Origin of the sequence: Myxococcus sp. MISCRS1 (genome assembly GCF_026626605.1) — a bacterium.
GTDB lineage: Bacteria > Myxococcota > Myxococcia > Myxococcales > Myxococcaceae > Myxococcus > Myxococcus fulvus.
Map to the genome: position 1 here is coordinate 5731107 of NZ_JAPNKB010000001.1, position 24201 is coordinate 5755307.

The window sequence follows — 24201 nt, forward strand, 5'->3', positions numbered from 1 at the left end:
TGACGCAACCATGACTGGTCATGATGCAATAATGACTGGTCCCGATGCACATCGAGATGCAAGGCTTCGAGGAATGACTGCAAGGCATTGGCGGGTCGTCGTGGTCCTGTTGTGGGTGGTGACGGGGTGTGATTCCTCGGAGGGGAAGGGCGACGCGGGCACGGTGGTGGAGGACGGTGGTGCTCGGGAGGATGGCGGGACGCCGGAGGACGCGGGGCCCGGTGATGCAGGTACGGACCCGCTGGCCTGCGAGAAGCAGCACGGCGTCTGCGCGGGTGCGAAGCGCGCGATGGTGGATGGCGCGTACGAGCGGGAGTGCACGGCGCTCTCCTATGGCGCGGACTACGAGAGCGCGGAGACGCGCTGTGACGGGCTCGACAACGACTGCGATGGCGTGACGGACCCGTCGTTCGCGTCGCGCGTCATGAACGTGGACGGCCCCTATGCGAGCGCCCCCTCCATTCTCAAGACGGACCACGGCGTCTTCGTCTCCTGGGAGCACCCTGGGATTCGGGTCCTGCGCTTGAACACCGACCTGGCGCTTCAGGAAGCCGTGACCGTGCCGCTGCCCTGGGAGCGCGAAGAGGGGCAGACGCAAGTCATCCGTCGTTCGACCCTGGTGCGCACCCACGAGGGGATGGCCTTGGTCTACGCCACCATGGCTTCGGGTAACAGGCCACCGCTTCGCGCGTATCTCGTCCCACTCGATGACCAAGGTGTACCGAAGACAGGGCCTGAGGGAGAGTCGCGGGAGGCCTCTCTCCTTGAGTGGCAGGGCGATGGGCGTTCACCTCGGATGGCGACGTCTCCCCGGGGAGACAGGGTGGTGGTGGTCTGGCTTACCGGGACCGAGCAGACACCTCCGTTCCAGGTGATGGGAACGGTGACGGACCTCCAGGGGCGGGTGCTCGTCGCGCCAAAGGTGCTCTTCACGAGCTCCGAGGGCAAGCAGCCATGGCTCAATGGCGTCCTCGTGCTGCGCAACGAAGAGGTCCTGGTTTCCATGAACGAGGAAGCCCATGCGATGAGCGGCGACACCGTGCGGCTGCGCCGCTTCGACACCCACCTGGACCCGGTGGGCGACGAGCGCTCCTTCGAACTCGCCTATGGCTCGGGGCCCCGACTGGTGGATCTGGGGGCTGCGCGTGGAGGCCCGCTGGAGTCTCCGGTGTTGCTGATGCGCTCGCGAGTGGGACCGCCGTGGGTCACCCAGGTGCAAGTGGTCCAGAACCTCTTCGACGGAGGGGTGCCGCAGACCTGGACCGAAGTACCCACGCCCCAGGTCGTCTGGTACGGCGCGCTCGCGGACGAAGGCACGCTGCGGCTGGCGTGGCTCTCCGAGTACAAGGACCACGAGGCGCCGTCTCCCGGCGGCGACCCGATGCTCGGCTGGACCGCGCGCCTGTGGACCCAGGATGAGGGAGATTCGCCGGTGGACCGCACACCGGGCCTGGAGGACCTGCCACTGCATCGTTACGCCCAGTGGGTCCTGATGGAGAAGCTCGCCCCCCGCCGCGTGGGCGCGCTCTACATGACGTCCACGGTGGAGGGCAGCTTCCTGGACGCGGTCCGCTACTGCACGCCGTGACGCCCGTCCTGTCCTGACGGGGCCCTACGTCGTTCGCCCCCGCTGTGCGCGTCGCCGCAGGTAGTTCTTGAGGAACGCCTGCACGGCGGGGTGCTGGGACTCACGGAAGGAGTCCGGCGGGCCGTACTCGACGATCCTCCCCTCGTGCATCAGCGCCAGGTGGTCCGCCATGCCGAACGCCGACGCCACGTCCGGCGTAATCACCAACGACGTGGCGCCCAACTGCTGCTTGCCCGTGAAGATGATTTCATTCACCGACGCCGTCGTGAGCGGGTCCAGACCGGCGGTGGGGTCGTCGTAGAGCAGGATCTTCGGCTGCAGGATGGCCGCGCGCGCGAAGCCCACGCGCTTCTGCATGCCGCCCGACAGCTCCCCCGGGAACCGCGTGGTGGCATGCGACAGCCCCACCATCGCCAACGTCTTGTCCACCGTCTGCCGGATCTCCTCCTCCGACATCTTCGTGCGCTCCCGCAACGGGAACGCCACGTTGTCGTAGACGTTCAGCGAGTCGAACAGGGCATTCGCCTGGAAGAGGACCCCCTGCTGGCGACGCATCTGGTTCAGCGTCGCCTCGTCCATCTTCGCGACCTCGTCCCCGTACACCTTCACGAAGCCCCGGTCCGGCTTCATCAGCCCCATGATGTGCTTCATCAGCACCGACTTGCCGGAGCCCGACACCCCCATCAGCACGCACGTCGTGCCCTCGGGCACCTCCAGGTTCACGCCCCTCAGCGCGGCGTTGTCCCCGAAGGTCTTGTGCAGGTCCTTCACCTCGATGACCAGCTTCGCCGACGCCTGTCCGCCCGAGTCACTCATCGCACCCCACCTTAGTGCCCCACCGCCCCTCCGTCCCCCGGAACCACCCTTCGCTCGATAGTCGACGCCTCGGACAGTCAAGTCTGTTTAGTCAGTTTATTCTGGATATGAGGTCGGGAGGCCGCACAGGCCCAACCCCTCACCCTTCCGAGAGCCATGAAGACGAGAACGCTGGGAGTCATCGCAGGTGCAGCGCTGGTGTCGTTCGCGCTGGTCGCCCACGCCGCGCCGCTGTTCCGCAACACGGGGACGCTGGCCGGGTGGAGCTCGGTGAACCGGGAGCACCAGGGCTCGGTGAACGAGGTGACGAACGTCACCTACGAAGGAGGCACGGCGCTCAAGATGACGCAGATTCACGACGCGTCGTACGGCGGGCGCTACCACTCGGAGGTGATGCGCACCAACGTGTACCGCCGCGGCGACACCGGCTTCTACGGCTTCGCCTTCCGGCTGCAGCAGGACTGGCAGTTCCAGCCGCAGTCCTACAACATCGCGCAGTTCATCGCGGACTTCTCCGACACCGGCTGCGACGACTACATGCCGTCCAGCATGGTGTGGATTTCCGGCAACCAGCTCTTCACGCGGGTGAAGCAGGGCACCATCTGCAACCAGAAGACGGTGACCTTCGGCAACCTGGCCACGGTGTCGGCCGGGGTGTGGCACAAGATTGTCATCCAGGCGAAGTGGGCGAGCGACGGCACGGGCTTCTACAAGCTGTGGTTCGACGGCGTGAAGGTGCTCGAGCAGTACAACCTCAACACCACCATCGCCGACGACCGCTACTTCCAGTTCCGCGTCGGCCTGTATGCCAATGGCTGGTACGACGACGGCTACATGCAGGGCAGCCAGCCCAACCGCAGCATCTGGTTCGACGAGATTGGCGTCGGCACCACCTTCGCCGACGCCGACCCCGCCCAGTGGTAGTCCGTGACGAGGACCCGGCGGCGAACAGCCCCGCCGGGCCCGTCACCCGGGGCCAAGGCAGCGCTCGAGGGAAGCTCGACCGTGTACGTGTCCACGTCCGTGCGCTGCCCCAGTGGGAGTTCCAGACCCCGCGCGTGAAGTCACTGGCGAGCGGCTCCGTCCCGTCGCCGTTGGACGTGGTGCGGTGGCGCGCCAGCGTGGAGCTGTTCGGGTTCGCCTGGCGCGGTAGGCTTCTGGCCATGGCCTCGTGGCTCCTGCTGGTCGGCTTCGGCGTCCCCATCGGCGTGGTGGTGCTGCTCGACTTCCTCGCGCGACGAGGACGCTGATGTACCTGGGCCACGTGGGGCTCGCGCTCGCCGCGCGCCGTGTCCCCTCGGGGGTTCCGCTCGCCGCGTTATGCGGGGCCGCCGTGTTCCTCGATGTCGTGGATGTGCTCGTCGACGTCGCTGGCCTCGACAACACCCACACCGCCTGGAGTCACACGCTCCTGTCGGCGAGCGGGTGGTCCGTGCTCGTGGGCCTGCTGGGGTGGCGCTGGCGAGGTGTCACCGCGGGCCTCGTCCTGGCCTCGCTGGTGCTCTCCCATCTGCTCACGGACTGGCTCACCAGCCACCTGTGGCTGTGGCCCGGAGGCCCTCGCGTGGGCCTGCGTCTCTATGACGACCGCGTGTTGGACTTCACCGTCGAGGCCGCCGTCATCCTCGCGGGCATCTGGCTGTACCGGGGCTCACTGCCGGACGGGGCCCGGAAGGGCCCCTATCCGTGGCTCATCGCCGGCGTGCTGCTCGTGCTGCAGGCGGTCTTCGACGGGCTCGGCATCGCCCGGACGGACTGACGGCGTCTCAGGACGCGGTGGAGGCGCAGCGCTCGATGATGGAGCGCAACTGCGTCTGCACGCTGTGGAGCGTGTTGCGCAGGCGCGCGTGGCGCAGCGAGCCCGCCAGCGCGTTGGACAGGGCCTGGAGCACGTGGCTCTCCTCGCCCGGCCAGGTGCGCTCGGTGCGACAGTCATCGAAGCCCACGAAGCCCCACCACTCGCCGCCCAGCACGATGGGACAGACGAGCAGCGAGCGGATGTCCTGGCTCTCCAACAGCTCCCTCGCGGGCGAGGGGAAGTCGCGCGGCGCGCCCTTGAGCACCCGCCCCGAGGACAGGGGCTCCACCCACGACGGCATCACCTCGTCATAGGGCACGTTCTGCAGCTCGGGGTTGTCCTGCTGCGCGGAGGCGCTCGCCGCGGTCCACTCGTAGCGCTGGCTGCACAACAGCTTCCCGTCGGGCGCGGTGCTGTTCTCGAAGATGTAGACCCGGTCCACATCCAGCGCCGCGCCCACCTGGCCGAGCGCGGACGTGACGTTGCCGGGCTCGAAGCCCTTCTCCAACAGCAGCTGCGAGACATTCATGAGGGCTGAGAAAGCACTCGTGGCCATGAGGGGGACTCCAGGAGGGGGACGGGCCAGACGCGCGTGGGGGGACGACGCGAGCAACCCGAAGCGTCGCACGCCTCCGCGCCCTCGGGTCAAGCCATGCGCCCCGCGCGTCCGGGCCTCGCACGCGCGGAGTTGCTTTCGCCCGGGCCCGGGCCTCTTTGAGAGGCCTGACACCCCCCGCGTCCGCCCTTCGTTGTCCGGGCCACGTTCGCTGGCACGGACGGATTGAGCGGGTGCTGTTCATGCTCTAGGCACACACCATGCGTTCGCACCTCCCCCGCCTCCTCGTCCTCCTGCTCTGCGTCGTCGCTTCCCCGGCCGCCCTCGCCCGGCCCATCAGCTCCGAGGCGCAGTTCTGGTACACCGTCAGCGCGCAGGGCCCCATCGCCGAGCCGTTCCTCTATTACCTGGAGGCCCAGCCCCGCTTCGGCGAGGACGACGCCCGCGCCATCCTCCGCGCCGCCGGCGGCACCCGCGTCACCCAGGACCTCTCCCTGTGGCTGGGCTACGGCTGGATTCCCGTCTGGGTCTGGGACGGAGACCCCGCCCTCCGCCAGAACGAGAGCCGCCTGTACCAGCAACTCCTGTTCACTCCGAGGCTGGGCGAGGTGCGGATGGTGGTGCGGGCGCGCCTGGAGCAGCGCTTCCTGCCGGGCACCACGGAGGTGTCCCATCGCGCCCGCGTGATGCTGCGCGGCGCGCTGCCCGTGGCCGCCGAGGGGCGGCTGTCGCTCATCGTCTGGGACGAGGCCTTCGTCCACCTCAACTCCGTGGACAGCGGCCCCCGCCGGGGCTTCGACATGAACCGCGCCTTCGTGGGCGTCGGCTGGAAGCTGGGCGACCACTCCGCCGTGGAGGTCGGCTACCTCAACGTCTTCACCCGCCGCCCCACCGCCGAGACGGACCAGCTCATCCACACACTCTCCGTCTCCACGCCCTTCAACTTCATGTGAGCTGAAGCGCGCCCGAGGCGGCTTCTCGAAAAGCAAGAAGGCTCGTGCGCACCGGCGGCTCCCGGTGCGTGCGGGCCTTCGTTTCGCGATGAGCGCAACTTCTTGATACATTCTCGCGATAACTCTTCAGCCACCTCGTATGGAGTCCTGAGACCCCCATGAGCATTCGCCGCACTGAAGGTTCGAAGCCGACGGTCCTCCCCACCATCTCCTCCGAGGCTCGGCCCAAGAGCGCGGCGAAGACCCCGACGGCCGCGAACGTCATCAAGGACGGGTTCGGCCCGGCCGCGAAGACGTCCGACCTGGCCCGCGCGGAGAGCACGCTCAAGCCGCTGCCGCCCCCCGTCGGCCGCCTGGCGCTGGACAGCAAGGAGGCGCAGAGCGCCATCCAGACCGCGCTGCAGCACCTGGACGTGGGCACCAAGCTCCCCTCGCAGGGCCTGCGCGGCGGCATCCAGTACCCCTCCTTCGTCCCCAAGAACGTGGAGCGGGACGAGCTGGGCATGACGCACGTGCGCCTGGACCGGCAGCACGAGGGCGTGAAGGTCTACGGCGAGCAGGTCGTCGCGCACCTGGCCAAGGACGGCAAGGTCGACAGCGTCACGGGTGACCAGTCCAAGATTCCCTCGGGCCTGGGCACGCAGAAGCCCGCGCTGTCCAACGCGCAGGTGCTGGACATCGCGCTCAAGGAGTTCAACGGCACGCCGGACCGCCAGCCGCACTCCGAGCGCATCATCTACAAGGACCCCTCGGGCGAGTACCGCTCCGCGTACCGCGTGGAGGTCGCCGACACCACGGCCACCGAGAACCCGCGCAAGATGAACTACTTCATCGACGCGAACAGCGGGAAGGTCTACGAGAAGTTCAACACCATCGACGGCTTCAAGAACTGCCCCTGCGCCACGCACGGCACGGGTGACGCGGCCGCCACCAAGGGCGCCGCCGGGACGAAGGGCGCTGCCGCGGCCCCCGCGGACGTGAAGGTCTCCACGACGCCCAACGCGCAGATCAAGGACAAGGGCTCGGTCACCTCCAAGGTGACGGTCGCCGACGACGTCACGGTGGACAAGCTCAAGCTGTCCCTGGACATCACCCACTCGTACAAGGGGGACCTGAAGGTCACGCTGACCAGCCCCTCGGGCAAGACGTTCGACGTGCACAACCGCACGGGCGGCAGCGCGGACAACATCAAGCAGGACTTCGACCTGAGCGCCTTCGCGGGCGAGTCCGCCAAGGGCGAGTGGACGCTGAAGGTGAGCGACCACGCCGCGGGCGACAAGGGCAAGCTGGTCAAGTGGGGCCTGTCCATCACCCCCAAGGCGACGCAGCAGCCGCCCACGGACCCGACCACCCCCACGACCCCTGGCGCCGCGGACGACACGTCCATCTACAGCGGCAAGGTCGCGCTGGAGACCAAGAAGCAGGCGGACGGCACGTACACGCTCGAGGACGGCACGCGCGGCAAGGGCGTGGCCACGTACGACGCGCGCAACCAGGAAGAGGCCAGCGGCCAGACGCAGATCAAGGACGACAACAACGTCTGGGGCGAGGCCACGGACCCGGAGCGCAACCGCGCCGCCGTCGACGCGCACTACGGCGCGGCGATGACGTACGACTTCCTGAAGAACATCCTCGGCCGCGACTCCATCGACGGCAAGGGTGAGAAGCTCGTCTCCTACGTCCACGTCAGCGAGAACTTCGTCAACGCGTACTGGGACGGCGAGAAGATGAGCTACGGCGACGGCGACGGCGTGGACTCCGGTCCGCTCACCGCGCTGGACATCGCGGGCCACGAAATCGCCCACGGCCTGACGGAGCGCACCGCCGGCCTCATCTACCGCGGCGAGTCGGGCGGCCTGAACGAGGCCTTCAGCGACATCATGGGCGCGGGCGTGGAGTGGTACGCGTCCACGCAGAACCCGGCCGTGAAGTTCAACTGGACCATCGGCGAGACGGCGTGGACGCCGACCAACGGCGATGACACGGACGGCCTGCGGTACATGGACGACCCGAAGAAGGACAACTACTCCATCGACAACTACAAGGACTACCCGAAGCAGACGGAGGTCCACGGCTCCAGCGGCATCGCGAACAACGCGTTCTACCTGCTGGCCAACGGTGGCACCAACCGCACGTCCAAGATCGAGGTCAAGGACGGCATCGGGATGGAGAAGGGCCTGAAGATCTACTACCGCGCCCTGGCCCACTACATGACGCCCAGCACCACGTTCGCCCAGGCGCGCACGGCCACCATCAAGGCGGCCACGGACCTGTACGGCGCGGACTCGGCCGAGGTGGCGAAGGTGAAGGAGAGCTGGACCGCCGTCGGCGTGAACTAGCTCGCGACTGTCGTTGCAGGACCCGGGCACGTCGAAGGTGCCCGGGGGCTCGACGTGACGGGGTGGCCTTCGCCCGTCGGGCCCTGTGATTCGGGACGCTCCGGGAGCCTCAGCGGGTTCCTGAGCGGGAAGGGGGGCGTTCCGAGTCCTTCACCGCGCGGCGGCTGTCACTCCCGGGAGTCCTCCCAAGGTGACGGCTGACCGCGCGGTTGTTTTTTGGGGCGGTGCGCGCGTCGCTCAGGACTCGGGCGGCGGGCAGGTGATGGGGCAGGTCTGGCTGGTGGGCAGGCACAGGCCGCCGCAGCAGCCGGCGTTCCACGAGCACCCGGCCTCCATCCGGCACGCCGTCTGGGTGGTGCTGGTGCAGGAGGCCAGGGCGGACTCGGAGGACGTCGCCTCGGAGGCGGGGTCAGCGCCGACGGTGGCCTCGTCGGGCCCGGAACAGCCCGTGAGCAGCGAGGCGATGGCGGCACATGCGAGGAACAGCGCTCGACCAGGGAGAGTCATTGCAGGCTCCGATGGGACGGCGAGGTGTGCCCGCAATCATGTCATCGACAGACGGCGCCCGGAATCTGGATTGTCTTCCAGGCCCATATGTCAGGCTTTGTTCCAGCGCCACGGCAGGAGTGTGTTGGCGCTGATGTGATTGGCCCCTGCGCGCCTACAGCCGGCTCGGGTCGTCCACGCGGTAGTGGCCCAGCCAGTAGTCGTCGTCGAAGCCGGGCAGGTCGATGTTGATCTTCTGCATGTGAATCTGGCCGCGCGCGCCCATGCGCGGGTCCGCGTCCAAATCCCAGAGGTCCAGGCCCTCGAACTCGTCGGTGGAGCCGTAGGGGACGTAGTAGTAGCCCTGCACGTACCCGTTGACGACGTCCACCATGTAGATGCCGGACGTCTGGCCTCCGCCGCCCACGCTCACGTAGAGGTTGCCGCGCGCGGAGATCTTGCCGCCTTGAATCCAGGTGCCCTGCGGGATGTTGCTCGAGAAGGACAGCGTGCGCTTGTGCGTGATGGACACCGTCGTGCCGGACAGCGTGATTTGATAGCCGCGCAGCACCGTGTAGCCCGGGTGGTTCGTCACCGCGTAGAACAGGCCGTCACGCGGGTTGTGCGCGATGAAGGCCACGCCGCCCTCCCACTGCGGCAGGGACGCATAGCCGATGTACTGCATGCTCGTGTTGAACACGCCCACCGCGCCGCTGCGCCCTGGACCGTCCATGGCGATGTAGAGGTAGCCGTTGACGTGCACCAGGTCGCCGTAGTGCCGGAAGCCCGCGTTGTACCAGGGCGAGGGCATGCGGTAGGTGCCGCCGGGGTTGTTGTTCAGCCCCGCCATCGGCCACCAGGCGATGAGTCCCTCGGTGGACTCGTCCTTCCAGAAGTTCGTCGCGTTGCGCGTCTGGTACCAGTAGTGGGCGTCGTGGGTGAGGCCCTGGAGGTTGTCGGAGAAGCCCGTGTAGCTGCGGTCGCTCGGGAAGTCCGACAGGTTGGCGACGATGTTGGGGATGGCGTAGCGGTAGCGCTCCACGAAGAGCGCGTTCGCGGTGGCGTCGATGCCGGAGCGGTACTGCGCCGCGCCCACCGCCCACGTGCACGTCCACCACCACCTGGGCAGGCTGGCCGTCTGCAGGCGCTGCCACGCGCCGCTGCCCCAGCGCTCCAGCCACAGCGTGCCCGTGGCCTCACCCGTGGTGGCGCAGGCCTGGTAGTACTTCTGCACCGGGCCCCAGCCGGAGTGCGCCCAGCTGTACACGTTCGTCGGGCACCAGATGGCGTCGTACTCCTGGTTGAGCCCCTGGCAGAAGTTGGCTGACCACCACGCGGTGTCCGGCAGGGCCTGCTGGCTGACGCCGCCGGGCCCCACGTCGGCGGAGCTGCGGGCCGGCCCCTCGGGCGCCAGGGCCTCGCGGGTGGGCGTCAGGTGCAGCATGGACGGCGCGCGGCTGGCGGCCTCCACCAGCTTCGCGGGCGGCTCCTGCCCGCCGGACAGCTTGCGGTAGACCTCCGTGATGGGCATCCCGTCGAACGCCGCCGCGTCCGGCATGGGCGTGCCGCGCGGGCCCTTCACCACGGTGACGATGCCGTAGTCGGGCACCTCGTGGAACGAGATGGACTGGCCCTCGGGGAGCGTCACGCTCGCCAGCCGCGTGCCCGGGTCGTCGCCGGCCTCCAGCGCCTCGTCCGTCTCCGGACCGCCACACGCCACCAGCATCGCCGCACAGCCAGCCCACTTGAACAGACCTCGCACGCGCTCACGCCTCCTGAAGGATTTCAAGGTGAACGCAGCCGGTGTGTTTGCTTCGGTCCGCCTGGGGCTCGTCGCGCCGTGCGCGCTCCCGTCAGGCGTGTGGGGGACTTGTGGGCAAGCGCCGCGTGAGCGCGGCGGCGCTGGTCGTTCGGGCACAGCGTGGCCCTCTTCGCCCGCTCGGGCGTGGAACCTCGGATGTCCGAGCGCCGTTGCTTGGCGTTCCCACGGACGCGGGTGGACCCCTCCCATGACGGAGGGCGTGCGCCACGGGGCTTCGGGAGGGCTCCTGGCGGCGATGCCAGCGGCGCCGTCGAGCGGAGCATGACAGCCCGTTGTCTCCGGGCTGCCTCGCGCCACCGACTCCGGACGATGTCTGACATGGGGCCGGACGCCACACCCGGCGCGTCCTTCCGAAGTCAGACGCGAACCGTCAATAGTTGCAAATCAAGTTAATCGTGCAAGTCACGATTATGAAAACTCTCCGTCATGAACACTGTCTGACGGGGGGCCGCGAGCCTTTTGGGGAGACCTCCGTGACGCGAAACCTGCAGCGATATGACGTGGTGTTGGTGGGGGGCGGGGTGACGGGATTGATGGCGAGCCACAAGCTGGCGCGGCTCGGCCTGCGGTTGTTGTTGTTGGAGAAGCAGCCGACGTTGGCGAGCGGGCCGTCCACGCGCAACGAGGGCTGGCTGCACCGGGGCAGCTATCACGCGGGCTCGGTGAAGGACCGGCAGGCGGCGGTGCAGGTGGCGCGGCGCTGCATCTACGGCCACGAGCAGATTCGCGCGTTCGCGCCGGAGGCGGTGGAGGACGCGGACCGTCCGCCGATGGTGCTGGTGCGGGACGCGGACCGGCTCCAGGAGCTGGTGTCGCGTTGGGACGAAGCGGGCGTGTCCTATCGGCCGCTGACGAAGGCGCAGGCCTCCGCGCGCTTCCCGTCGGCGGACCTGACGCGGGCCTCGGAGGTGTTCGAGGTGGCGGACGTGAGCATCAACACGCGGATGCTGTACCGCAAGCTGCTCACCTCCGCGCAGCAGGGCGGCGCCGAGGTGCTCACCGGCGCCCGGCTGGAGCACGTGCGCGGCTCGGAGGCCACCGTCGTCATGGCGGACGGCTCGACGCTGCAGCTGGAGTCGCGGCTGTTCGTCTACTCGACGGGCTTCGGCGCGCGGGACTTGTTCCGCCAGTTCTTCGAGCTGGAACTGCCCATCCGCTACTGGAAGAGCCACCTGGTGGTGGTGCCTCGGCTGGGCGGCCACGGGCTGTTCTACGTGGACCCGCACGAGGCGGCGATGATGCACCACGGGGACTACAGCGTCGTGGGGCTCAACGAGGACGCGCTCCTGTGCGCGAACCCCGACTACCTCGTCGTGCCCGAGCGCGCCGACAACCTCCACCGCGCGCTGGAGCGCCTGGTGCCGGGCTGGAAGAACGCGGGCACGTACAGCGACGTCGCCTGCACCAAGGTGGACTTCGCGCCGGATGCCACGTCCGCGCGCTCGCTCAACATCGCCATCCACGAGCCGGTGCCGGGCCACATCTGCATCCTGCCGGGGAAGATGACCGAGGCGCCGTTCCTCACCGACGTGCTCACGGCGCGGCTCTACGAGCGGCTGGAGGACGGGCTCATCGCGAAGCGGCCGTGTGACGTGCTCCACGCCAGCCTCGCCTCCGTCGCGCGGGAGGCCCACCATGCGGCTTGAGCTGCTCGCGGCCCTGGACGCGCCCCGGCGCTCTGCGGGGTTGTTGACGGTGACGGAGGTGCTCGCGCTCGCGGACACCGGCAACGTCATCTACGACCCGTTCTCCGTCCTCATCTCGCGGCACCTGAAGCTGGGCGAGGGCAACGTCCTCTACCCGTGTGTCACGCTCACCTGCGCGCCCACGGCCGAGCTGCGGCTGGGCAACCGCAATGTGTTGCACACCGGCACGCTGCTGGCCGCGGAGACGGGCGCCATCCTCGTGGGCGATGGGAACCAGTTCGGCGAGGGCGGATTCACCGCGAAGGCCAACCGCCCCGGCGCGCGCATCCGCATCGGCGATGGTGGCCGCTATCTCGGCGGGGCGTCGGTGTTCGGCGAGTGCTCGCTCGGCTCGGGCTCGCAGCTGCTCGGGGCCATCTCGGTGGACAACTGCACGCTGGCGGGCGGCGCGCCCTTCAGTGACGCGGACCCGGACGCGCGCGCGGCAGTACTGAAGGGCTCGGGGACGGCGCGGGGGCTCGTGCTCGAGGTGGGGCAGGTCATCCTGGGCAACGGCGTGTTCCGCGCCGAGGACGTGAAGCCGCAGGCCTTCTATCACCCGAAGGTGAAGTCATGAGCGCGGTGGGACTGGGGCTCGGGCTGCTCTCGCTCGGGCGCGCGTGGGGCTATCGCTCCGAGCCGCCTCCGACCGAGGCGGATGGACAACACCTGCTCGACACCGCGTTCGAGCTGGGGGTGCGCTGCTACGACACCGCGCCCGCGTATGGGTCGAGCGAGCAGCGCTTCGGCGCCTTCCTGTCGCGGCTCGGCGCCGAGCGGAGCTCCGTCTTCGTCGCCACCAAGCTGGGGGAGCACTGGGACGCGGGGAAGCAGGCGTCATTCACGGACCACTCGTACGACGCGCTTCGCAGGAGCCTGGACCAGAGCACGCGGCTGCTCGGGCGCATCGACCTGCTCCAGGTGCACAAGGCGACGGCGGCCAACGTGAGCGCGCCCGAGGTGCTGCGCGTGCTCGAGTACGCGGGGACGCTCGGGGTGCGCCACGTGGGCGTGAGCGTGAGCGACGTGGCCGCGGCCGAGGCCGCGTGTGACGTGGGCGTGTATTCGTTCCTCCAGTTCCCGTTCAACGCGCTGAACACCACGCTCGCGCCCGCGTTCGAGCTGGCCGCGCGCCACGGGCTGCAGGTCCTGGTCAACCGTCCCTTCGCCATGGGGCAGCTCGTCCAGGAGGAGGGGCGCGAGCCCACGCGGTCCGCGAGGGAGTCGCTCCAGCACATCCTCCGGCAGCGCTTCTCCGGCTACGTGCTCACGGGCACCAAGTCCGCGAAGCACCTGCTCGAAACCCACGCCGTCTTCCGCTCACTCCAGGGCTGACGGCACGGCTCGAACCGCGCTGGCGGGGCGCCGGAAGGGCTCCCCGCTGGCGCAGCCGACAGCGCGCGTCGCTCGCGAGCCCCATGCGGGCCTCCGCTCGCTCCAGGGCTGACGGCGCATCCCCTGTTCGCTGGCGGCCGGAAGGCCACGGCCAGCACCCGACCCGGGCGACGCGAGCGCCCGGGCGGGGCCACTCTTGTCTCGGAAAGCCCCACCATGTGGATTGCGTATGGCCTGGGCGCGGGCGTGATGCTCGGCCTGTATGACGTCTGGACGAAGAAGGCGATGACGGGCAACAGCGTCATCCCCGTCGTCATGTGGTCCTCCCTCTTCGGCGCGCTGTGCTGGGTGCCCGCGCTGATTCCGGGCGCGCTGCCCGTGCCCATCGACCCCTTCGGCCTGACGTGGCGCGAGCAGGCGTGGCTGCTCCCCAAGGGCGTGGCGATGACGGCCTCTTGGATTCTCGCGTACTACGCGGTGCGCGAGCTGCCCATCTCCATCGCCGGCGCGGTGCGAGCGTCCGGCCCGCTGTGGACGCTCGCGGGCGGGTTCCTGATGTTCCGCGAGCTGCTCACGCCCCTCCAGTTCCTCGGGCTGATGCTCACCGTCTGCTCGTACTACGTGCTGTCCATCGTGGGCCGGAAGGAGGGCCTCGCGCTGTCGAAGAGCCGCTCCTTCTGGTGGATGCTCGCCGCCACCGCGCTGTCGGCGGCGACCACCGTCTACGACAAGTTCCTCGTCGCGCGGCTGGCGCTGCCGGTGCTGGAGCTGCAGGCCAGCTCCGCGTTCCAGCGCTGCCTGCTGTCCGCGCTCGTCTTCGTGCCGTACATGTGGCGACGGGGCGCGTGGGGCCTGGGGCTCACGTGGAGCTGGGGCATCCCCCTGGTGGGGTGCTCTTGGGTGGCGGCGGAGCTCATCTACTTCGTCGCCATCTCCGAGCCCCAGGCGCTCGTCACGCACCTGTCCGTGCTGCGCAGGACGAGCCTCATCGTCGGCTTCGTGCTGTCGGCGCTCTTCTTCCGCGAGGCCAACATCGCGCTGAAGTCCGGGATGATTGCCGTGCTCATCCTGGGCATGGCCATCCTCATCCTGGGAGGTTAGCGGCCTCCCCCAGGGACAGGTCCGCTTCCCACGGGAAGCGCGAGGCACCCAGCGCGGGCTTCAAGTCATGCAGCCACGTGGCGTGCTCGTCGTAGCGCGCGAAGAAGGGCTTGCCCACCAGCGCCGCGTCGCGCGCCTGGATGAAGTGCAGCATGAACACCTTCTCACCGCCCAGCTCCATCACGCCGTCCACGCACACCTTGCCCGGCGTGGCGGACATGGAGGGCCCGCGCACCGTGCGCGCCAGCCCCGACACGCGGCGGTACGCCTGCTGGAAGATGTCGTACGCGGACGCGAGCGGCACGGCGAAGTAGTCCTGCGGCCCCGTGTCCCGCTCGACGAACATGTAATACGGCACCATGCCGTGGCGCAGGTGCGTGCGCCACATGCGCTCCCACGTGGCCGCGTCGTCGTTGATGCCGCGGATGAGCGGCGCCTGGGTGCGGATGACCGCGCCGGTGGAGCGGATGCGGCGCACCGCCTCCTGGACGATGTCCGGCTCCATCTCCCGCGGATGGGAGAAGTGCGCCATGAAGGCCAGGCTCTTGCCGGAGGCCACCACCTTCTCGAACAGGCGCAGCGTGTCGTCCGCGTCCGGGTCCGTCACGAAGCGCTGCGGCCAGTACGCCAGCGACTTGGTGCCGATGCGGATGGCCTCCAGGTGCTCGATGCCCAGGAGCGGCTCGATGTAGCGCGACAGCACCGCCTCGCCCATCACCATGGGGTCGCCCCCGGTGAAGAGCACGTTGGTGACCTCCTCGTGCTCGCGCACGTAGTCCACCATGGGCGCGATGTCCTTCGACGCGAACTTCAGGTCCGCGTCCCCCACGAACTGCGCCCAGCGGAAGCAGTACGTGCAGTAGGCGTGACACGTCTGCCCTTGCTTCGGGAAGAACAGCACCGTCTCCTGGTACTTGTGCTGGAGCCCTGGTAGCGCCTCCTCGTTCGCCTGCCGGGGCACGTTCAACTCCATCTGCCCGGCGGGATGCGGATTGAGCCGCGCGCGCACCTCGCGCACGTACGCCGCGAGCTCCAGACTGCCCGTGCCCTCGCGCATCAGGTCGACCAGGCGTGACACGTCCTCGGCCGGCAGCATGTCCGCCTGCGGGAACACCAGCCGGTAGAGGGGGTCGTCCGGCGCGGCCGACCAGTCGATGAGCTCCTCGACGACGTAGCTGTTGACCCGGAAGGGCAGCACCTGGGCCACCGCCTGCACGGCCAGCCGCTCTTCTGTGGAGAGCCCCGCCCGGGTGGTCAGCTCGTCCAGGTTCCTGTGGGTGAAGGCACGGTACCGCTGTCCCACGGACAGAGACCGCACCGCGTTGGATGAAGCGCTCACGCGGTTCCTCGCTTTGCATGACAGGGTCCTCCGCGAGGCTCCGCGGAATCGGCCCTGGGATGAGAGGTGAGTCGATGGTCAGACGTGCCTTTTGACCACCAACGAGGTGGAGGTTCCGGTTACCATGGGCTCCTGGATGTGTCACCCCTCCGAGGCGGAAAACCGCAGGGAAATTGACGGGGTGAGCGTGGACCCTCGGGCGGATTGATACTTCCCGTCCGTGCGGGCCGAGCGCCTGGCGTGTGACGCCGCGCGCAACGCGGTTGCACGTCTGTCATTGAATGCGGGCAGGGTGGAGAGGGGCCTGGGCGGGCGCGGAATTTCCGTGCGCCAGGGGAGGCGGCGCGGACCCTAGGATGGCGGCCCTGGTCTTCCGCTGGACTCCGAGACGCCATGACTGCTCCGCGCCGTTCCGATGATGCCCCGCCGTCCCCCGCACCTGCGCTCCACCTGGTGGTGCACCCTCGTCCCGAGGGCCTCGCCGATGGGCTCAAGAAGCTCCTGGGAGGGGTGGGGGTGGTGGTGGGGGCGCCGCTCGTCGTGTTCGGGCTGTTGATGGGCGTGGTGGGGGTATCGGGGATTTTTTCTCCGGGTGAGGGGAAGAAGGCCTTGGACGGCGTGTTGCTGCTGCTGGTGTCGGGCGTGTTCGTCGGGGTGGGGCGCTTCGCGTGGAAGAAGGGCATGGTGCCGTTCCGCGACGCACGGCGCAGGGAGCTGCTGTTTGGATTCGTCCGAGCACAGATGCGCATCCGCGAAAGCGACGTGGCCGGGCTCCTCAAGGTGTCGGAGCCCGAGGCGCGGGAGCTGCTCTCGAGGAGCATCGCCCGGCAGGAGGTGGATCTGGTCTACCTGTCGGAGTCGCGCGAGTACGTGCACCGGAGCGTCTTCGCCCACTCGCAGAGCGTGGCGCGCAGGTGCCCCGCGTGCGACGCGCCCGTGGGCGCCACGGGCGTGCTGCCGGGGGACAAGGTGGTGTGCTCCTACTGTCAGTCCCCGTTCGTGGTGGCCTGAGCGGGTCGTTTCACCTGCCGGGGCAATCACGTCCCGCGCAGGCTCGTAGTGGCCTCGTCGTTTCGACAGATGGCCAGGTTCCAGGGAGGGTCGATGAAGAGAGTCCTCGGAGCGGTTACCGCCGCCGCGTTCCTCGGGTGCGCGGCGTCACGAGAAGCAGCACAGCCCACGCCCCCGCCGCCCACGCCCGAGGCGGCGAAGGTGGAGGCCGCCCCCCAGGCGCCGAAGCTCCAGGTGCCGGTGGAGTACTACAAGCTCGACAACGGCCTGCGGGTGGTGCTCTCGCGCGACACGACCGTGCCCAAGGCGGTGGTCGGCGTCTATTACAACATCGGCTTCCGCATCGAGCCGAGGAACCGCACGGGCTTCGCCCACCTGTTCGAGCACATGATGTTCCAGGGCTCGACGAACCTGGGGAAGATGGAGCTGGCGCGCCTCATCCAGAAGAACGGCGGCATGTTCAACGGCTCCACCCGGTTCGACTTCACGAACTACTTCGAAATCGTCCCGTCCAACACGCTGGAGACCATGCTGTGGGCCGAGGCCGACCGCATGCGCGGCCTGGAGGTGACGGAGGAGAATCTCAAGAACCAGCAGGGCGTGGTGGCCAACGAGGTGAAGGTCAACGTCCTCAACCGGCCGTATGGCGGCTTCCCGTGGCTGGACCTGCCGCAGGTGGCGAACACCAACTGGTACAACGCGCACAACTTCTACGGCGACCTGAAGGACCTGGAGGCCGCCACGCTCGAGGACGTGCGGGCGTTCTTCAAGACGTACTACGCGCCGAGCAACGCGGCGCTGGTGGTGGTGGGTGACTTCGAGCCCGAGCAGGTGAAGGGCTGGGTGCGGCAGTACTTCGGTCCCTTGCCCAAGGCGCCGGTGCCGCAGTTGCCGGACATCTCCGAGCCCCGCCAGGAGAAGGAGAAGCGGCACGACAAGAAGGACGCGCGCATCACCCGGCCGGCGTTCGCGGCGGGCTATCACATGCCGGCGGTGGGCACGCCGGAGTTCTACGCGATGGCGCTCATCGACGAAATCCTGCTGCAGGGCAGCGACAGCGCGCTCTACCAGCAGCTGGTGCAGAAGAAGGGCATCGCCGGCGAGCTGAGCGGCGGGGTGAACGAGCTGGGCAACCAGTGGAACTACAACGGGCCCATGCTGTGGACCGTGTACCTGTTCCACGACACGGTCATCTCGCCGGAGACGATTGCCGGGGAGATCGACGGGGTGGTGGCGAAGCTGGTGGAGAAGCCGGTGGACGCCGAGACGCTGGCGCGGGCGCGGGTGAAGGCGCGCTCCCGGTTGTACGCGCACGTGGAGGGCATGCTCGGCTTCGGCCGCGCGGACCTGCTGGCCTCGTCCGCGCTGTTCTTCGACGACCCGGCGCGCATCAACCGGCTCGAGGACGAGCTGATGAAGGTGACGCCCGAGGTGATTCAGCGCACGGCCCGCGAGTACCTGCGTCCGACGAACCGCACGGTGCTCACGGTGTCGGCTTCCCCCCAGACGCTCCTGGCTGACTGAGGAACGCGAACATGACCTTCCATTCCATTCGCAATCGTCTCGTCGCGTCCTCGCTGTTGGTGTTCGGGCTGGTGGCGGCGCCGGTGCTGGCCGCGCCCGCCGCGAAGGAGGCTCCGCCGGCGCCGGCGGCGCCCAAGCCCTTCGATGTGCCCCAGCGCACGTCCTTCAAGCTCGACAACGGGCTGGAGGTCTCGTTGTTGCCGTATGGCGACATGCCGAAGGTGGCCATCCAGCTGGTGGTGGACACGGGCAACATCCATGAGACGGCGGACGAGACCTGGCTGTTCGACCTGGCGGGCAAGCTGCTCAAGGAGGGCACGACGACGCGCTCCGCGGCGCAGGTGGCTCAGACGGCGGCCGAGCTGGGCGGGGAGCTGGACGTCGGCACGGAGCAGGACCAGTCCTACGTGGGCCTCGAGGTGCTCTCCGAGTTCGCGCCGAAGGCGGTGACGCTGGTGGCGGACGTGGTCCAGAACCCGGCCTTCCCCGAGTCGGAGGTGGAGCGGCTGAAGGGGGACCTGATTCGCGAGCTGGCGGTGTTCCGGACGATGCCGCAGGTGCTGGCCAACGAGGTGATGGCGAAGGCCCTCTACGGGGACCATCCGTACGGGCGCCGGCTGGCGACGGAGGCGCAGCTCAAGCGGTACACGCGGGAGCAGGTGGTCAAGCACTACGAGGCCAACGTGGGCGCGGCGCGCTCGCGGCTGTACGTGGTGGGGCGCTTCGAGCCCGCGGAGGTGGAGAAGGTGGTGCGCGAGGCGTTCGGTGGCTGGCGCGCGGGCCCGGCACGGGTGAAGAACGTGCCGAAGCAGCAGGTGGCGAAGTCGGTGCAGTTCCTGGACCGGCCGGGCTCGGTGCAGTCCACGGTGCGGGTGGCGACGAGGGCGTTGCCGCCGACGAGCGAGGACGCCATCACGCAGGATGTGCTGAACACGATGCTGGGTGGGTACTTCAGCTCGCGCGTCACGTCGAACATCCGTGAGAAGAAGGGCTATGCGTACTCGCCGTACAGCGCGGTCTCCGAGCACGTGGAGGACGCGTACTGGGTGCAGAACGCGGACGTGACGACGGCGAACACGGGGGATTCGCTGAAGGAGATCCTCAAGGAGGTGGACACGCTGAGGAAGACGCCGCCGCCCGCAGAGGAGCTGCGCGACGTGCAGAACTACCTGGCGGGGGCGTTCCTGCTGGAGAACTCGTCGCGCACGGGGCTCATCTACAAGCTGCGCTACGTGGACCTGCACGGCCTGCCGGAGACGTACCTGAAGGACTACGTGAGCCGGGTGATGGCGGTGACGCCGGAGCAGGTGCGCGCCGTGGCGGCGAAGGTGCTCGCGCAGGACGCGATGACCATCGTCATCGTCGGCGACATGAAGGTGGTCAAGCCGCAGCTGAAGGTGCTGCCGCCGAAGCTGCGCTGATTTGAAGCGCTCGGGAGCGGAAGGCCATCGTGGGTCTTCCGCTTCCGGGGCAGTTTGGAGTCCTTGTCAGCTCTGTCTGGTAATGCTCGGCCTCGTGCCGACGGATGGGCTCTCGTGAAAGAGGGCCTTCCGCCAGGAGGGCTCTCCATGCTGCCTCGTGCGTTGATGCTCCTGCTGCTCTTGATGTCGGTCGGATGCGGCAGCGCCACGAGAGTCGTGCGCCTGGATACGGGGCAGGGCAAACCCGTTGCCTTCACTCCGCACGTTGGTGACGTGCCGCGGGTGGAGCTGGACGACGACGACTTCGAGGAGGCCGTGGCGAAGCTGGGCGAGGACATATCTTTGTCTCCGCAGCCTCGGTCAGATGCGAGGTGGTTGTTCAGGTCCCCTGGTGATGAGGCTTATGCAGGTGTTCGGGGTCGTCTGGGGCTCGTGTCGATGGGCTCGGAACTGGACGCGGACGCTCGTGCCCTCTCCCTGACAGAGGGGCAGGATTCCGAGCTCGCTCGTGCCTATGGCCGCTGGTGTGAGCGGACACAATCCACTCAAGACTGTCTGCACCTTCTCGAGGAGGGCCCTCATCTGGATGCGGAGGCCAGGCGCACCCTGGCGCTGCATTTCGCCATGGCCTCGGTCATGGAGGAGACCCAGGAGGCACTGGGGAAGATGGCGGACCCCATCGCCATCCGGAACACGCTGCTCACTGCCATGAGCGTGTACCTGGGACTCTGGCTGTTGCCCGAGCCGGTGAGCAAGGGTGTGGCCGCCACCTTGACGGTGTGCCTCATCGCCTACCTGGGGGTGGACACCGTCTGGAGTCTGTTCGCGGGATGGCGGCAGCTCGCCGAGGACGTCGCGCATGCCACGACCTTCGAGGGCATCCGCACGGCTGGCGAGAAGTACGGCGAGGTCATGGGGGAGAACGCGGCGCGCGTCTTCGTCATGCTCGCGACGGCGGCCATCGGGAGCACGGCGGGGCTGGTGGTCAAGGCGCCAGGACTCCCTGGTTCGGTGCAAGCGGCGCGGCTCGCGGAGGTCCAGGCGGGCTTCAGGTTCGCGGCTGTTTCGGAAGTGGCCTCCGTGGCTGTCCCCATTGAAGGTGCGGTCACCATCGCGCTTGCTCCGGGGGCGTTGGCCATGGCGGCTGGGGGCGCGAGCCATGGCGGCACGACTCCCTCGGACGAAGCGGGACCGTGGCATCACATCGCCTCTGACAAGTTCAGCAAGTCCACCAACAATGGAGGGCCGTGGACGCCGAGGTACCAGGAGATCTTCGACCGTGCGGGCATGTCTCTCGACGATGCGGCGAATCAGGTTCGCATCCCGGGCCACAAGGGGCCGCATCCGCGCGAGTATCACGAGGAGGTCTACGAGCGGATGGACGAGGCAACATCGAGCTGCAAGAGCATCGAGCGTTGCAGGGAAGCGCTGACGAAGATCCTGGGGATGCTGGCGCGCGAGATTTCGAAAGAGGGGTCGAGGCTCAATCGGCTGGTGACCCGGGCTGAATGACGGAAGGATGGTCCCATGCCGAAGCGGTTCTACAAGCTGACCGATGATGTGTACCTCTCCGGCCGGTGGGAGCTGGGGCATCCGCTCGACCCGGAGGGCCGCAAGCTCGATGACCCGTGGCGGTTCCGGACGGGCCAGCGGGCTGTCCTGAACGAGCGCATCCGGATTCCCGTGAAGATGGATGGGACGCCGCTCGACTACTCCCACGCGGCATTCAGCATCCCTGTCGTCCACGCCAGGGTGGCCTCACTCTTCACTGAGCTTGCACCCGATGACGTTCAGCTCGTCCCCGTGGACGTCGACTCCCAGCCCGCGCGGCACTTCATCCTCAATGCCACCCGGTTGATGAAGTGCATCGACGATGCCGCATCCGAGGAGGTGCGGTACTGGACCCCCGAGGACGGTATGCCTGAAAAGGTGGGCACGTACTCCGCGGTGGCCGGGATGCGCGTCGACCCGGCGAAGACGGAGGGTGCCCACGTGTTCCGACCGTGGGGCTGGGCCGTGGCGTTGATCGTCTCCGAGGAAATCAAGATCGCCTTGGAGCGCGCGGGCATCACCGGCGTGAAGTTCACGGACGTCACCGGCCCCGATGTGACGGGGTGCTGAGGCAGTCCCGACGGCTACAGGTGCTGGTGGAAGTAGCGCGCCGTCTCCTCCCACAGGCGTTCGGCGAGCACGGGGTCGAACACCATGTGCCCCATGCCGCTCAGGGGCAGCAGCTCATGGGGCTGGCCCGCGCGGAACAGCGCGTCCGACAGCTTGAGCGCCTGGAAGAAGAGGACGTTGTCGTCCGCCGTGCCGTGGACCACCAGCAGCTTGCCCATGGGCTTGCCCGCCTTCACGTGCGTGAGCAGCGAGGCCTGCTCATACGCCTGGGGCTGCTCGTCGGGCAGGCCGAAGAAGCGCTCCGTCAAATGTGAGTCGTAGTCGCGCCAGTCCGTCACCGAGGACACGGCCACCGCGGCCTTGAAGACATCCGGGCGCGTGAGCACCGCCAGCGCGGACATGTAGCCGCCGTTGCTCGCGCCCGTGATTCCCACGCGACCCAGGTCCATCTCCGGCACCTCGGCCGCGAGCGCGCGCAGCGCGGCCACCTGTTCGTCGAGCACGAGGCGAGGCCAGTCGTACTTCGGCTTTCGCAGCTTCGCGTCCGCCGTGGGCGCCACGCCGCGCCCGTCGAGCTTCACCACGATGAAGCCCTGGTCCGCCAGCCACTGGTCCGTGAGGTGCTGCATCATGCTCTGGTACACCATCGCCATGCCGGGACCGCCGTAGATGTCCACGATGACCGGCAGCTTCACCCCGGGCTTCGCGTCGCGAGGCCGCACCAGCGACGTGGGATAGCGCTCCTTGCCCACGTGCCGCACCTCGATGCGCGGCTGCAGCGCCGGCACCTTCGCCAGCGAGGGCAGCTCTCCCACCCGCGTGCCATCCGCCTTCAGCACCGTGGTGCTCTTCATCCGCCGCGGCCCCTCGGCGCTCAATGCCAGGAACCCGCCCCGCTTGGAGAGCTTCGCCTGCTCCAGCGCGGGGCGCTCGCTCGTGACCCGCGTCGGCTTGCCTCCCGGGCTCAGCCGCCACACGTAGCGCTCCTCGGACGCGGTGCCGCCGGAGAAGTACACCGTGCCGTCCTGCTCCACGTAGCCCACCAGGTCGTAGAAGCCCGCGTCGGGCGGCACGAGCGAGCGCACGAGCTTGCCCGTGACATCGCGCAGCTCCAGCTCACCCGCCCCGTTGCGCTCGGTGTACCAGAGAAACCCGCTCCCATCCGCGAGCCAGTGGGGGAACGTCTGATGCAATGTGAGCCAGGCGTCGTCCTTCTCCACCAGCAGCGTGCGCGTGCTCCCCGTCCTCGGGTCCACCGCGAGCAGTAGCTCCTCCGTCTGCGCGCGGTTCTGCACCAGCACCGTCAGCGGCCCCTTCGCCGGCCAGCGCACCGTGGCGAGGTAGGGATACTTCTGTGCATCCCACTGCACCCACGTCGTCTTGCCACCCGTGACGGGGATGATGCCCAGGCGCACCCGCGCGTTGGGCTTGCCCGCGCGCGGATAGGCGAGCCGCTGTCCCTCCCGCTCGGGATTCAGCGCGTCCGGGACGACCAGCTTCTCCACGCCGCTCGAGTCGGACTCCGTATAGGCCAAGGACTTGCCGTCCGGGCTCCACCAGTAGCCGGAGAAGCGCATCATCTCCGCGGTGGCGATGAACTCCGGCGTCCCGTGGCTCTTGTCCTCCGTGCCTCCCTTCGTCACCGCCCGCTCGGTGTTGGTCGCGAGGTCCAGGCGATACACGTCGTGGCCCCGCACGTAGGCCACCTGCGTCGCGTCCGGCGAGAAGCGCACGTCCATCGCGCCCGCACCCAGCTTCAACTCCGTCACCTTCCCGGAGGCGCGCGCGACGACGTACTGCTTGCCCGACATCCCCACGAGCAGCTTCTCGCCGTCCTCGGACAGCGCATAGGAGCCCAGGCCTCGCGGCGAGGCGCGCACGGGCTCCAGCTTCTCCTTCGCCTGGGCGGTGAGGCTCTCCCGCGCGCGCTGGAGGAGGCTCTCCGCGGTGAGGTACTCCCGCGTCTGTCCCGTGGCGGTGTCGAAGGCGTGGAGCGCGGTGGCTCGCGAGCCCTCCGCGGTGCGCAGGAAGAGGAGCGTCTGCTCGTCCGGCGTGAAGCTCGTGGCCGTGGGCCGGCCGCTGTTGAAGTAGCGCGTCTCCACGAGCTGACGGATGAAGCTCTCCGTCTTCGGCGCCGACACGGGGGGAGGCTGGGCGAGAACGGGCGTGCTCAGCAGGACCAGGGCGGTGAGGAGGATTCGCATGGGGGGGTGGTCGGAGTCATCGGGATGATGGCTCACGAGGTGAAGAGACCATGTCATGGCGAGGTCGAGGCAGCCGGAAGTGCTCCTCGGTGCGACAGGCAA

General features: G+C 68.5%; 21 protein-coding genes. 15 read left to right on the forward strand and 6 right to left on the reverse strand.

Annotated features, from left to right (window positions below; all coding sequences use genetic code 11):
• Window positions 1-73: 73 nt before the first annotated feature.
• Window positions 74-1588, forward strand: coding sequence for a putative metal-binding motif-containing protein (locus OWM54_RS22690; protein WP_267698828.1), 1515 nt, complete (start codon window positions 74-76; stop codon window positions 1586-1588).
• Window positions 1589-1612: 24 nt separating this feature from the next.
• On the opposite strand, the gene OWM54_RS22695 is transcribed toward OWM54_RS22690, so the two are convergent.
• A complete protein-coding gene (locus tag OWM54_RS22695) occupies window positions 1613-2404 on the reverse strand; it encodes an ABC transporter ATP-binding protein (RefSeq protein ID WP_223785901.1) in 792 nt (263 codons plus the stop codon).
• Between the two features lie 156 nt (window positions 2405-2560).
• Between OWM54_RS22695 and OWM54_RS22700 the strand changes: the two genes are divergently transcribed.
• The 3 genes from OWM54_RS22700 (at window position 2561) to OWM54_RS22710 (ending at window position 4163) form a co-directional block, all read left to right on the forward strand.
• The gene (locus tag OWM54_RS22700; protein WP_267698829.1) at window positions 2561-3328 is read left to right on the forward strand and encodes a polysaccharide lyase; all 768 of its coding nucleotides are present in this window, start codon (window positions 2561-2563) and stop codon (window positions 3326-3328) included.
• Window positions 3329-3462: 134 nt separating this feature from the next.
• Window positions 3463-3654, forward strand: a complete 192-nt coding sequence (locus OWM54_RS22705; protein WP_223750896.1) for a hypothetical protein — start codon at window positions 3463-3465, stop codon at window positions 3652-3654.
• A complete protein-coding gene (locus tag OWM54_RS22710; protein ID WP_267698830.1) occupies window positions 3654-4163 on the forward strand; it encodes a metal-dependent hydrolase in 510 nt (169 codons plus the stop codon). Before OWM54_RS22705 ends, OWM54_RS22710 begins: the two co-directional genes overlap by 1 nt.
• Before the next feature lie 7 nt (window positions 4164-4170).
• Here the strand turns inward: OWM54_RS22710 and OWM54_RS22715 are convergent, their stop codons facing one another.
• A complete protein-coding gene (locus OWM54_RS22715) occupies window positions 4171-4758 on the reverse strand; it encodes a GAF domain-containing protein (RefSeq protein WP_267698831.1) in 588 nt (195 codons plus the stop codon).
• Between the two features lie 260 nt (window positions 4759-5018).
• Between OWM54_RS22715 and OWM54_RS22720 the strand changes: the two genes are divergently transcribed.
• A complete protein-coding gene (locus OWM54_RS22720; RefSeq protein WP_267698832.1) occupies window positions 5019-5711 on the forward strand; it encodes a DUF2490 domain-containing protein in 693 nt (230 codons plus the stop codon).
• A 158-nt stretch (window positions 5712-5869) separates the two neighbouring features.
• Complete coding sequence (locus tag OWM54_RS22725; protein ID WP_267698833.1) at window positions 5870-8050, forward strand: M4 family metallopeptidase; 2181 nt, start codon at window positions 5870-5872, stop codon at window positions 8048-8050.
• A gap of 237 nt (window positions 8051-8287) precedes the next feature.
• Here the strand turns inward: OWM54_RS22725 and OWM54_RS22730 are convergent, their stop codons facing one another.
• Together OWM54_RS22730 and OWM54_RS22735 are read right to left on the reverse strand one after the other, a co-directional pair.
• On the reverse strand, window positions 8288-8557 hold the full coding sequence (locus OWM54_RS22730) for a hypothetical protein (protein ID WP_141325982.1): 270 nt from the start codon (window positions 8555-8557) through the stop codon (window positions 8288-8290).
• A gap of 154 nt (window positions 8558-8711) precedes the next feature.
• Window positions 8712-10298 (reverse strand): hypothetical protein, encoded by a 1587-nt coding sequence (locus tag OWM54_RS22735; RefSeq protein ID WP_223750901.1) that lies wholly within the window; start codon window positions 10296-10298, stop codon window positions 8712-8714.
• Between the two features lie 533 nt (window positions 10299-10831).
• Here OWM54_RS22735 and OWM54_RS22740 point away from each other — a divergent pair.
• The 4 genes from OWM54_RS22740 to OWM54_RS22755 all read left to right on the forward strand — a co-directional run bounded on the left by OWM54_RS22740 (window position 10832) and on the right by OWM54_RS22755 (window position 14479).
• Window positions 10832-12004 (forward strand): NAD(P)/FAD-dependent oxidoreductase, encoded by a 1173-nt coding sequence (locus OWM54_RS22740; RefSeq protein WP_223750902.1) that lies wholly within the window; start codon window positions 10832-10834, stop codon window positions 12002-12004.
• Complete coding sequence (locus OWM54_RS22745; protein ID WP_267698834.1) at window positions 11994-12620, forward strand: hypothetical protein; 627 nt, start codon at window positions 11994-11996, stop codon at window positions 12618-12620. The genes OWM54_RS22740 and OWM54_RS22745 overlap by 11 nt, the downstream gene beginning before the upstream one ends.
• The gene (locus tag OWM54_RS22750) at window positions 12617-13378 is read left to right on the forward strand and encodes an aldo/keto reductase (RefSeq protein ID WP_267698835.1); all 762 of its coding nucleotides are present in this window, start codon (window positions 12617-12619) and stop codon (window positions 13376-13378) included. The genes OWM54_RS22745 and OWM54_RS22750 overlap by 4 nt, the downstream gene beginning before the upstream one ends.
• A gap of 216 nt (window positions 13379-13594) precedes the next feature.
• Window positions 13595-14479, forward strand: coding sequence for a DMT family transporter (locus OWM54_RS22755; protein ID WP_074959133.1), 885 nt, complete (start codon window positions 13595-13597; stop codon window positions 14477-14479).
• Here the strand turns inward: OWM54_RS22755 and OWM54_RS22760 are convergent.
• Window positions 14463-15818: a KamA family radical SAM protein gene (locus OWM54_RS22760; protein WP_267698836.1), complete on the reverse strand. Its 1356-nt coding sequence runs from the start codon at window positions 15816-15818 to the stop codon at window positions 14463-14465. The two genes, OWM54_RS22755 and OWM54_RS22760, sit on opposite strands and share 17 nt — an antisense overlap.
• Window positions 15819-16211: 393 nt before the next feature.
• Between OWM54_RS22760 and OWM54_RS22765 the strand changes: the two genes are divergently transcribed.
• The 5 genes from OWM54_RS22765 (at window position 16212) to OWM54_RS22785 (ending at window position 21895) form a co-directional block, all read left to right on the forward strand.
• Window positions 16212-16829: a hypothetical protein gene (locus OWM54_RS22765; RefSeq protein ID WP_223750906.1), complete on the forward strand. Its 618-nt coding sequence runs from the start codon at window positions 16212-16214 to the stop codon at window positions 16827-16829.
• Window positions 16830-16922: 93 nt separating this feature from the next.
• Complete coding sequence (locus OWM54_RS22770) at window positions 16923-18353, forward strand: M16 family metallopeptidase (RefSeq protein ID WP_267698837.1); 1431 nt, start codon at window positions 16923-16925, stop codon at window positions 18351-18353.
• 11 nt (window positions 18354-18364) lie between these two features.
• Complete coding sequence (locus OWM54_RS22775; RefSeq protein ID WP_267698838.1) at window positions 18365-19774, forward strand: M16 family metallopeptidase; 1410 nt, start codon at window positions 18365-18367, stop codon at window positions 19772-19774.
• Between the two features lie 147 nt (window positions 19775-19921).
• Window positions 19922-21286: an AHH domain-containing protein gene (locus OWM54_RS22780; protein WP_267698839.1), complete on the forward strand. Its 1365-nt coding sequence runs from the start codon at window positions 19922-19924 to the stop codon at window positions 21284-21286.
• 15 nt (window positions 21287-21301) lie between these two features.
• Complete coding sequence (locus OWM54_RS22785) at window positions 21302-21895, forward strand: imm11 family protein (RefSeq protein ID WP_267698840.1); 594 nt, start codon at window positions 21302-21304, stop codon at window positions 21893-21895.
• 14 nt (window positions 21896-21909) lie between these two features.
• Here the strand turns inward: OWM54_RS22785 and OWM54_RS22790 are convergent, their stop codons facing one another.
• A complete protein-coding gene (locus OWM54_RS22790) occupies window positions 21910-24099 on the reverse strand; it encodes a DPP IV N-terminal domain-containing protein (RefSeq protein ID WP_267698841.1) in 2190 nt (729 codons plus the stop codon).
• Window positions 24100-24201: the final 102 nt, after the last annotated feature.

Excerpts from the sequence above, each read along its gene's own strand:
- OWM54_RS22690 (WP_267698828.1), top strand. The coding sequence starts at position 74 with ATGACTGCAAGGCATTGGCGGGTCGTCGTGGTCCTGTTGTGGGTGGTG.
- OWM54_RS22695 (WP_223785901.1), bottom strand. The coding sequence starts at position 2,404 with ATGAGTGACTCGGGCGGACAGGCGTCGGCGAAGCTGGTCATCGAGGTG.
- OWM54_RS22700 (WP_267698829.1), top strand. The coding sequence starts at position 2,561 with ATGAAGACGAGAACGCTGGGAGTCATCGCAGGTGCAGCGCTGGTGTCG.
- OWM54_RS22710 (WP_267698830.1), top strand. The coding sequence starts at position 3,654 with ATGTACCTGGGCCACGTGGGGCTCGCGCTCGCCGCGCGCCGTGTCCCC.
- OWM54_RS22715 (WP_267698831.1), bottom strand. The coding sequence starts at position 4,758 with ATGGCCACGAGTGCTTTCTCAGCCCTCATGAATGTCTCGCAGCTGCTG.
- OWM54_RS22720 (WP_267698832.1), top strand. The coding sequence starts at position 5,019 with ATGCGTTCGCACCTCCCCCGCCTCCTCGTCCTCCTGCTCTGCGTCGTC.
- OWM54_RS22725 (WP_267698833.1), top strand. The coding sequence starts at position 5,870 with ATGAGCATTCGCCGCACTGAAGGTTCGAAGCCGACGGTCCTCCCCACC.
- OWM54_RS22730 (WP_141325982.1), bottom strand. The coding sequence starts at position 8,557 with ATGACTCTCCCTGGTCGAGCGCTGTTCCTCGCATGTGCCGCCATCGCC.
- OWM54_RS22745 (WP_267698834.1), top strand. The coding sequence starts at position 11,994 with ATGCGGCTTGAGCTGCTCGCGGCCCTGGACGCGCCCCGGCGCTCTGCG.
- OWM54_RS22750 (WP_267698835.1), top strand. The coding sequence starts at position 12,617 with ATGAGCGCGGTGGGACTGGGGCTCGGGCTGCTCTCGCTCGGGCGCGCG.
- OWM54_RS22755 (WP_074959133.1), top strand. The coding sequence starts at position 13,595 with ATGTGGATTGCGTATGGCCTGGGCGCGGGCGTGATGCTCGGCCTGTAT.
- OWM54_RS22765 (WP_223750906.1), top strand. The coding sequence starts at position 16,212 with ATGACTGCTCCGCGCCGTTCCGATGATGCCCCGCCGTCCCCCGCACCT.
- OWM54_RS22770 (WP_267698837.1), top strand. The coding sequence starts at position 16,923 with ATGAAGAGAGTCCTCGGAGCGGTTACCGCCGCCGCGTTCCTCGGGTGC.
- OWM54_RS22775 (WP_267698838.1), top strand. The coding sequence starts at position 18,365 with ATGACCTTCCATTCCATTCGCAATCGTCTCGTCGCGTCCTCGCTGTTG.
- OWM54_RS22780 (WP_267698839.1), top strand. The coding sequence starts at position 19,922 with ATGCTGCCTCGTGCGTTGATGCTCCTGCTGCTCTTGATGTCGGTCGGA.
- OWM54_RS22785 (WP_267698840.1), top strand. The coding sequence starts at position 21,302 with ATGCCGAAGCGGTTCTACAAGCTGACCGATGATGTGTACCTCTCCGGC.
- OWM54_RS22790 (WP_267698841.1), bottom strand. The coding sequence starts at position 24,099 with ATGCGAATCCTCCTCACCGCCCTGGTCCTGCTGAGCACGCCCGTTCTC.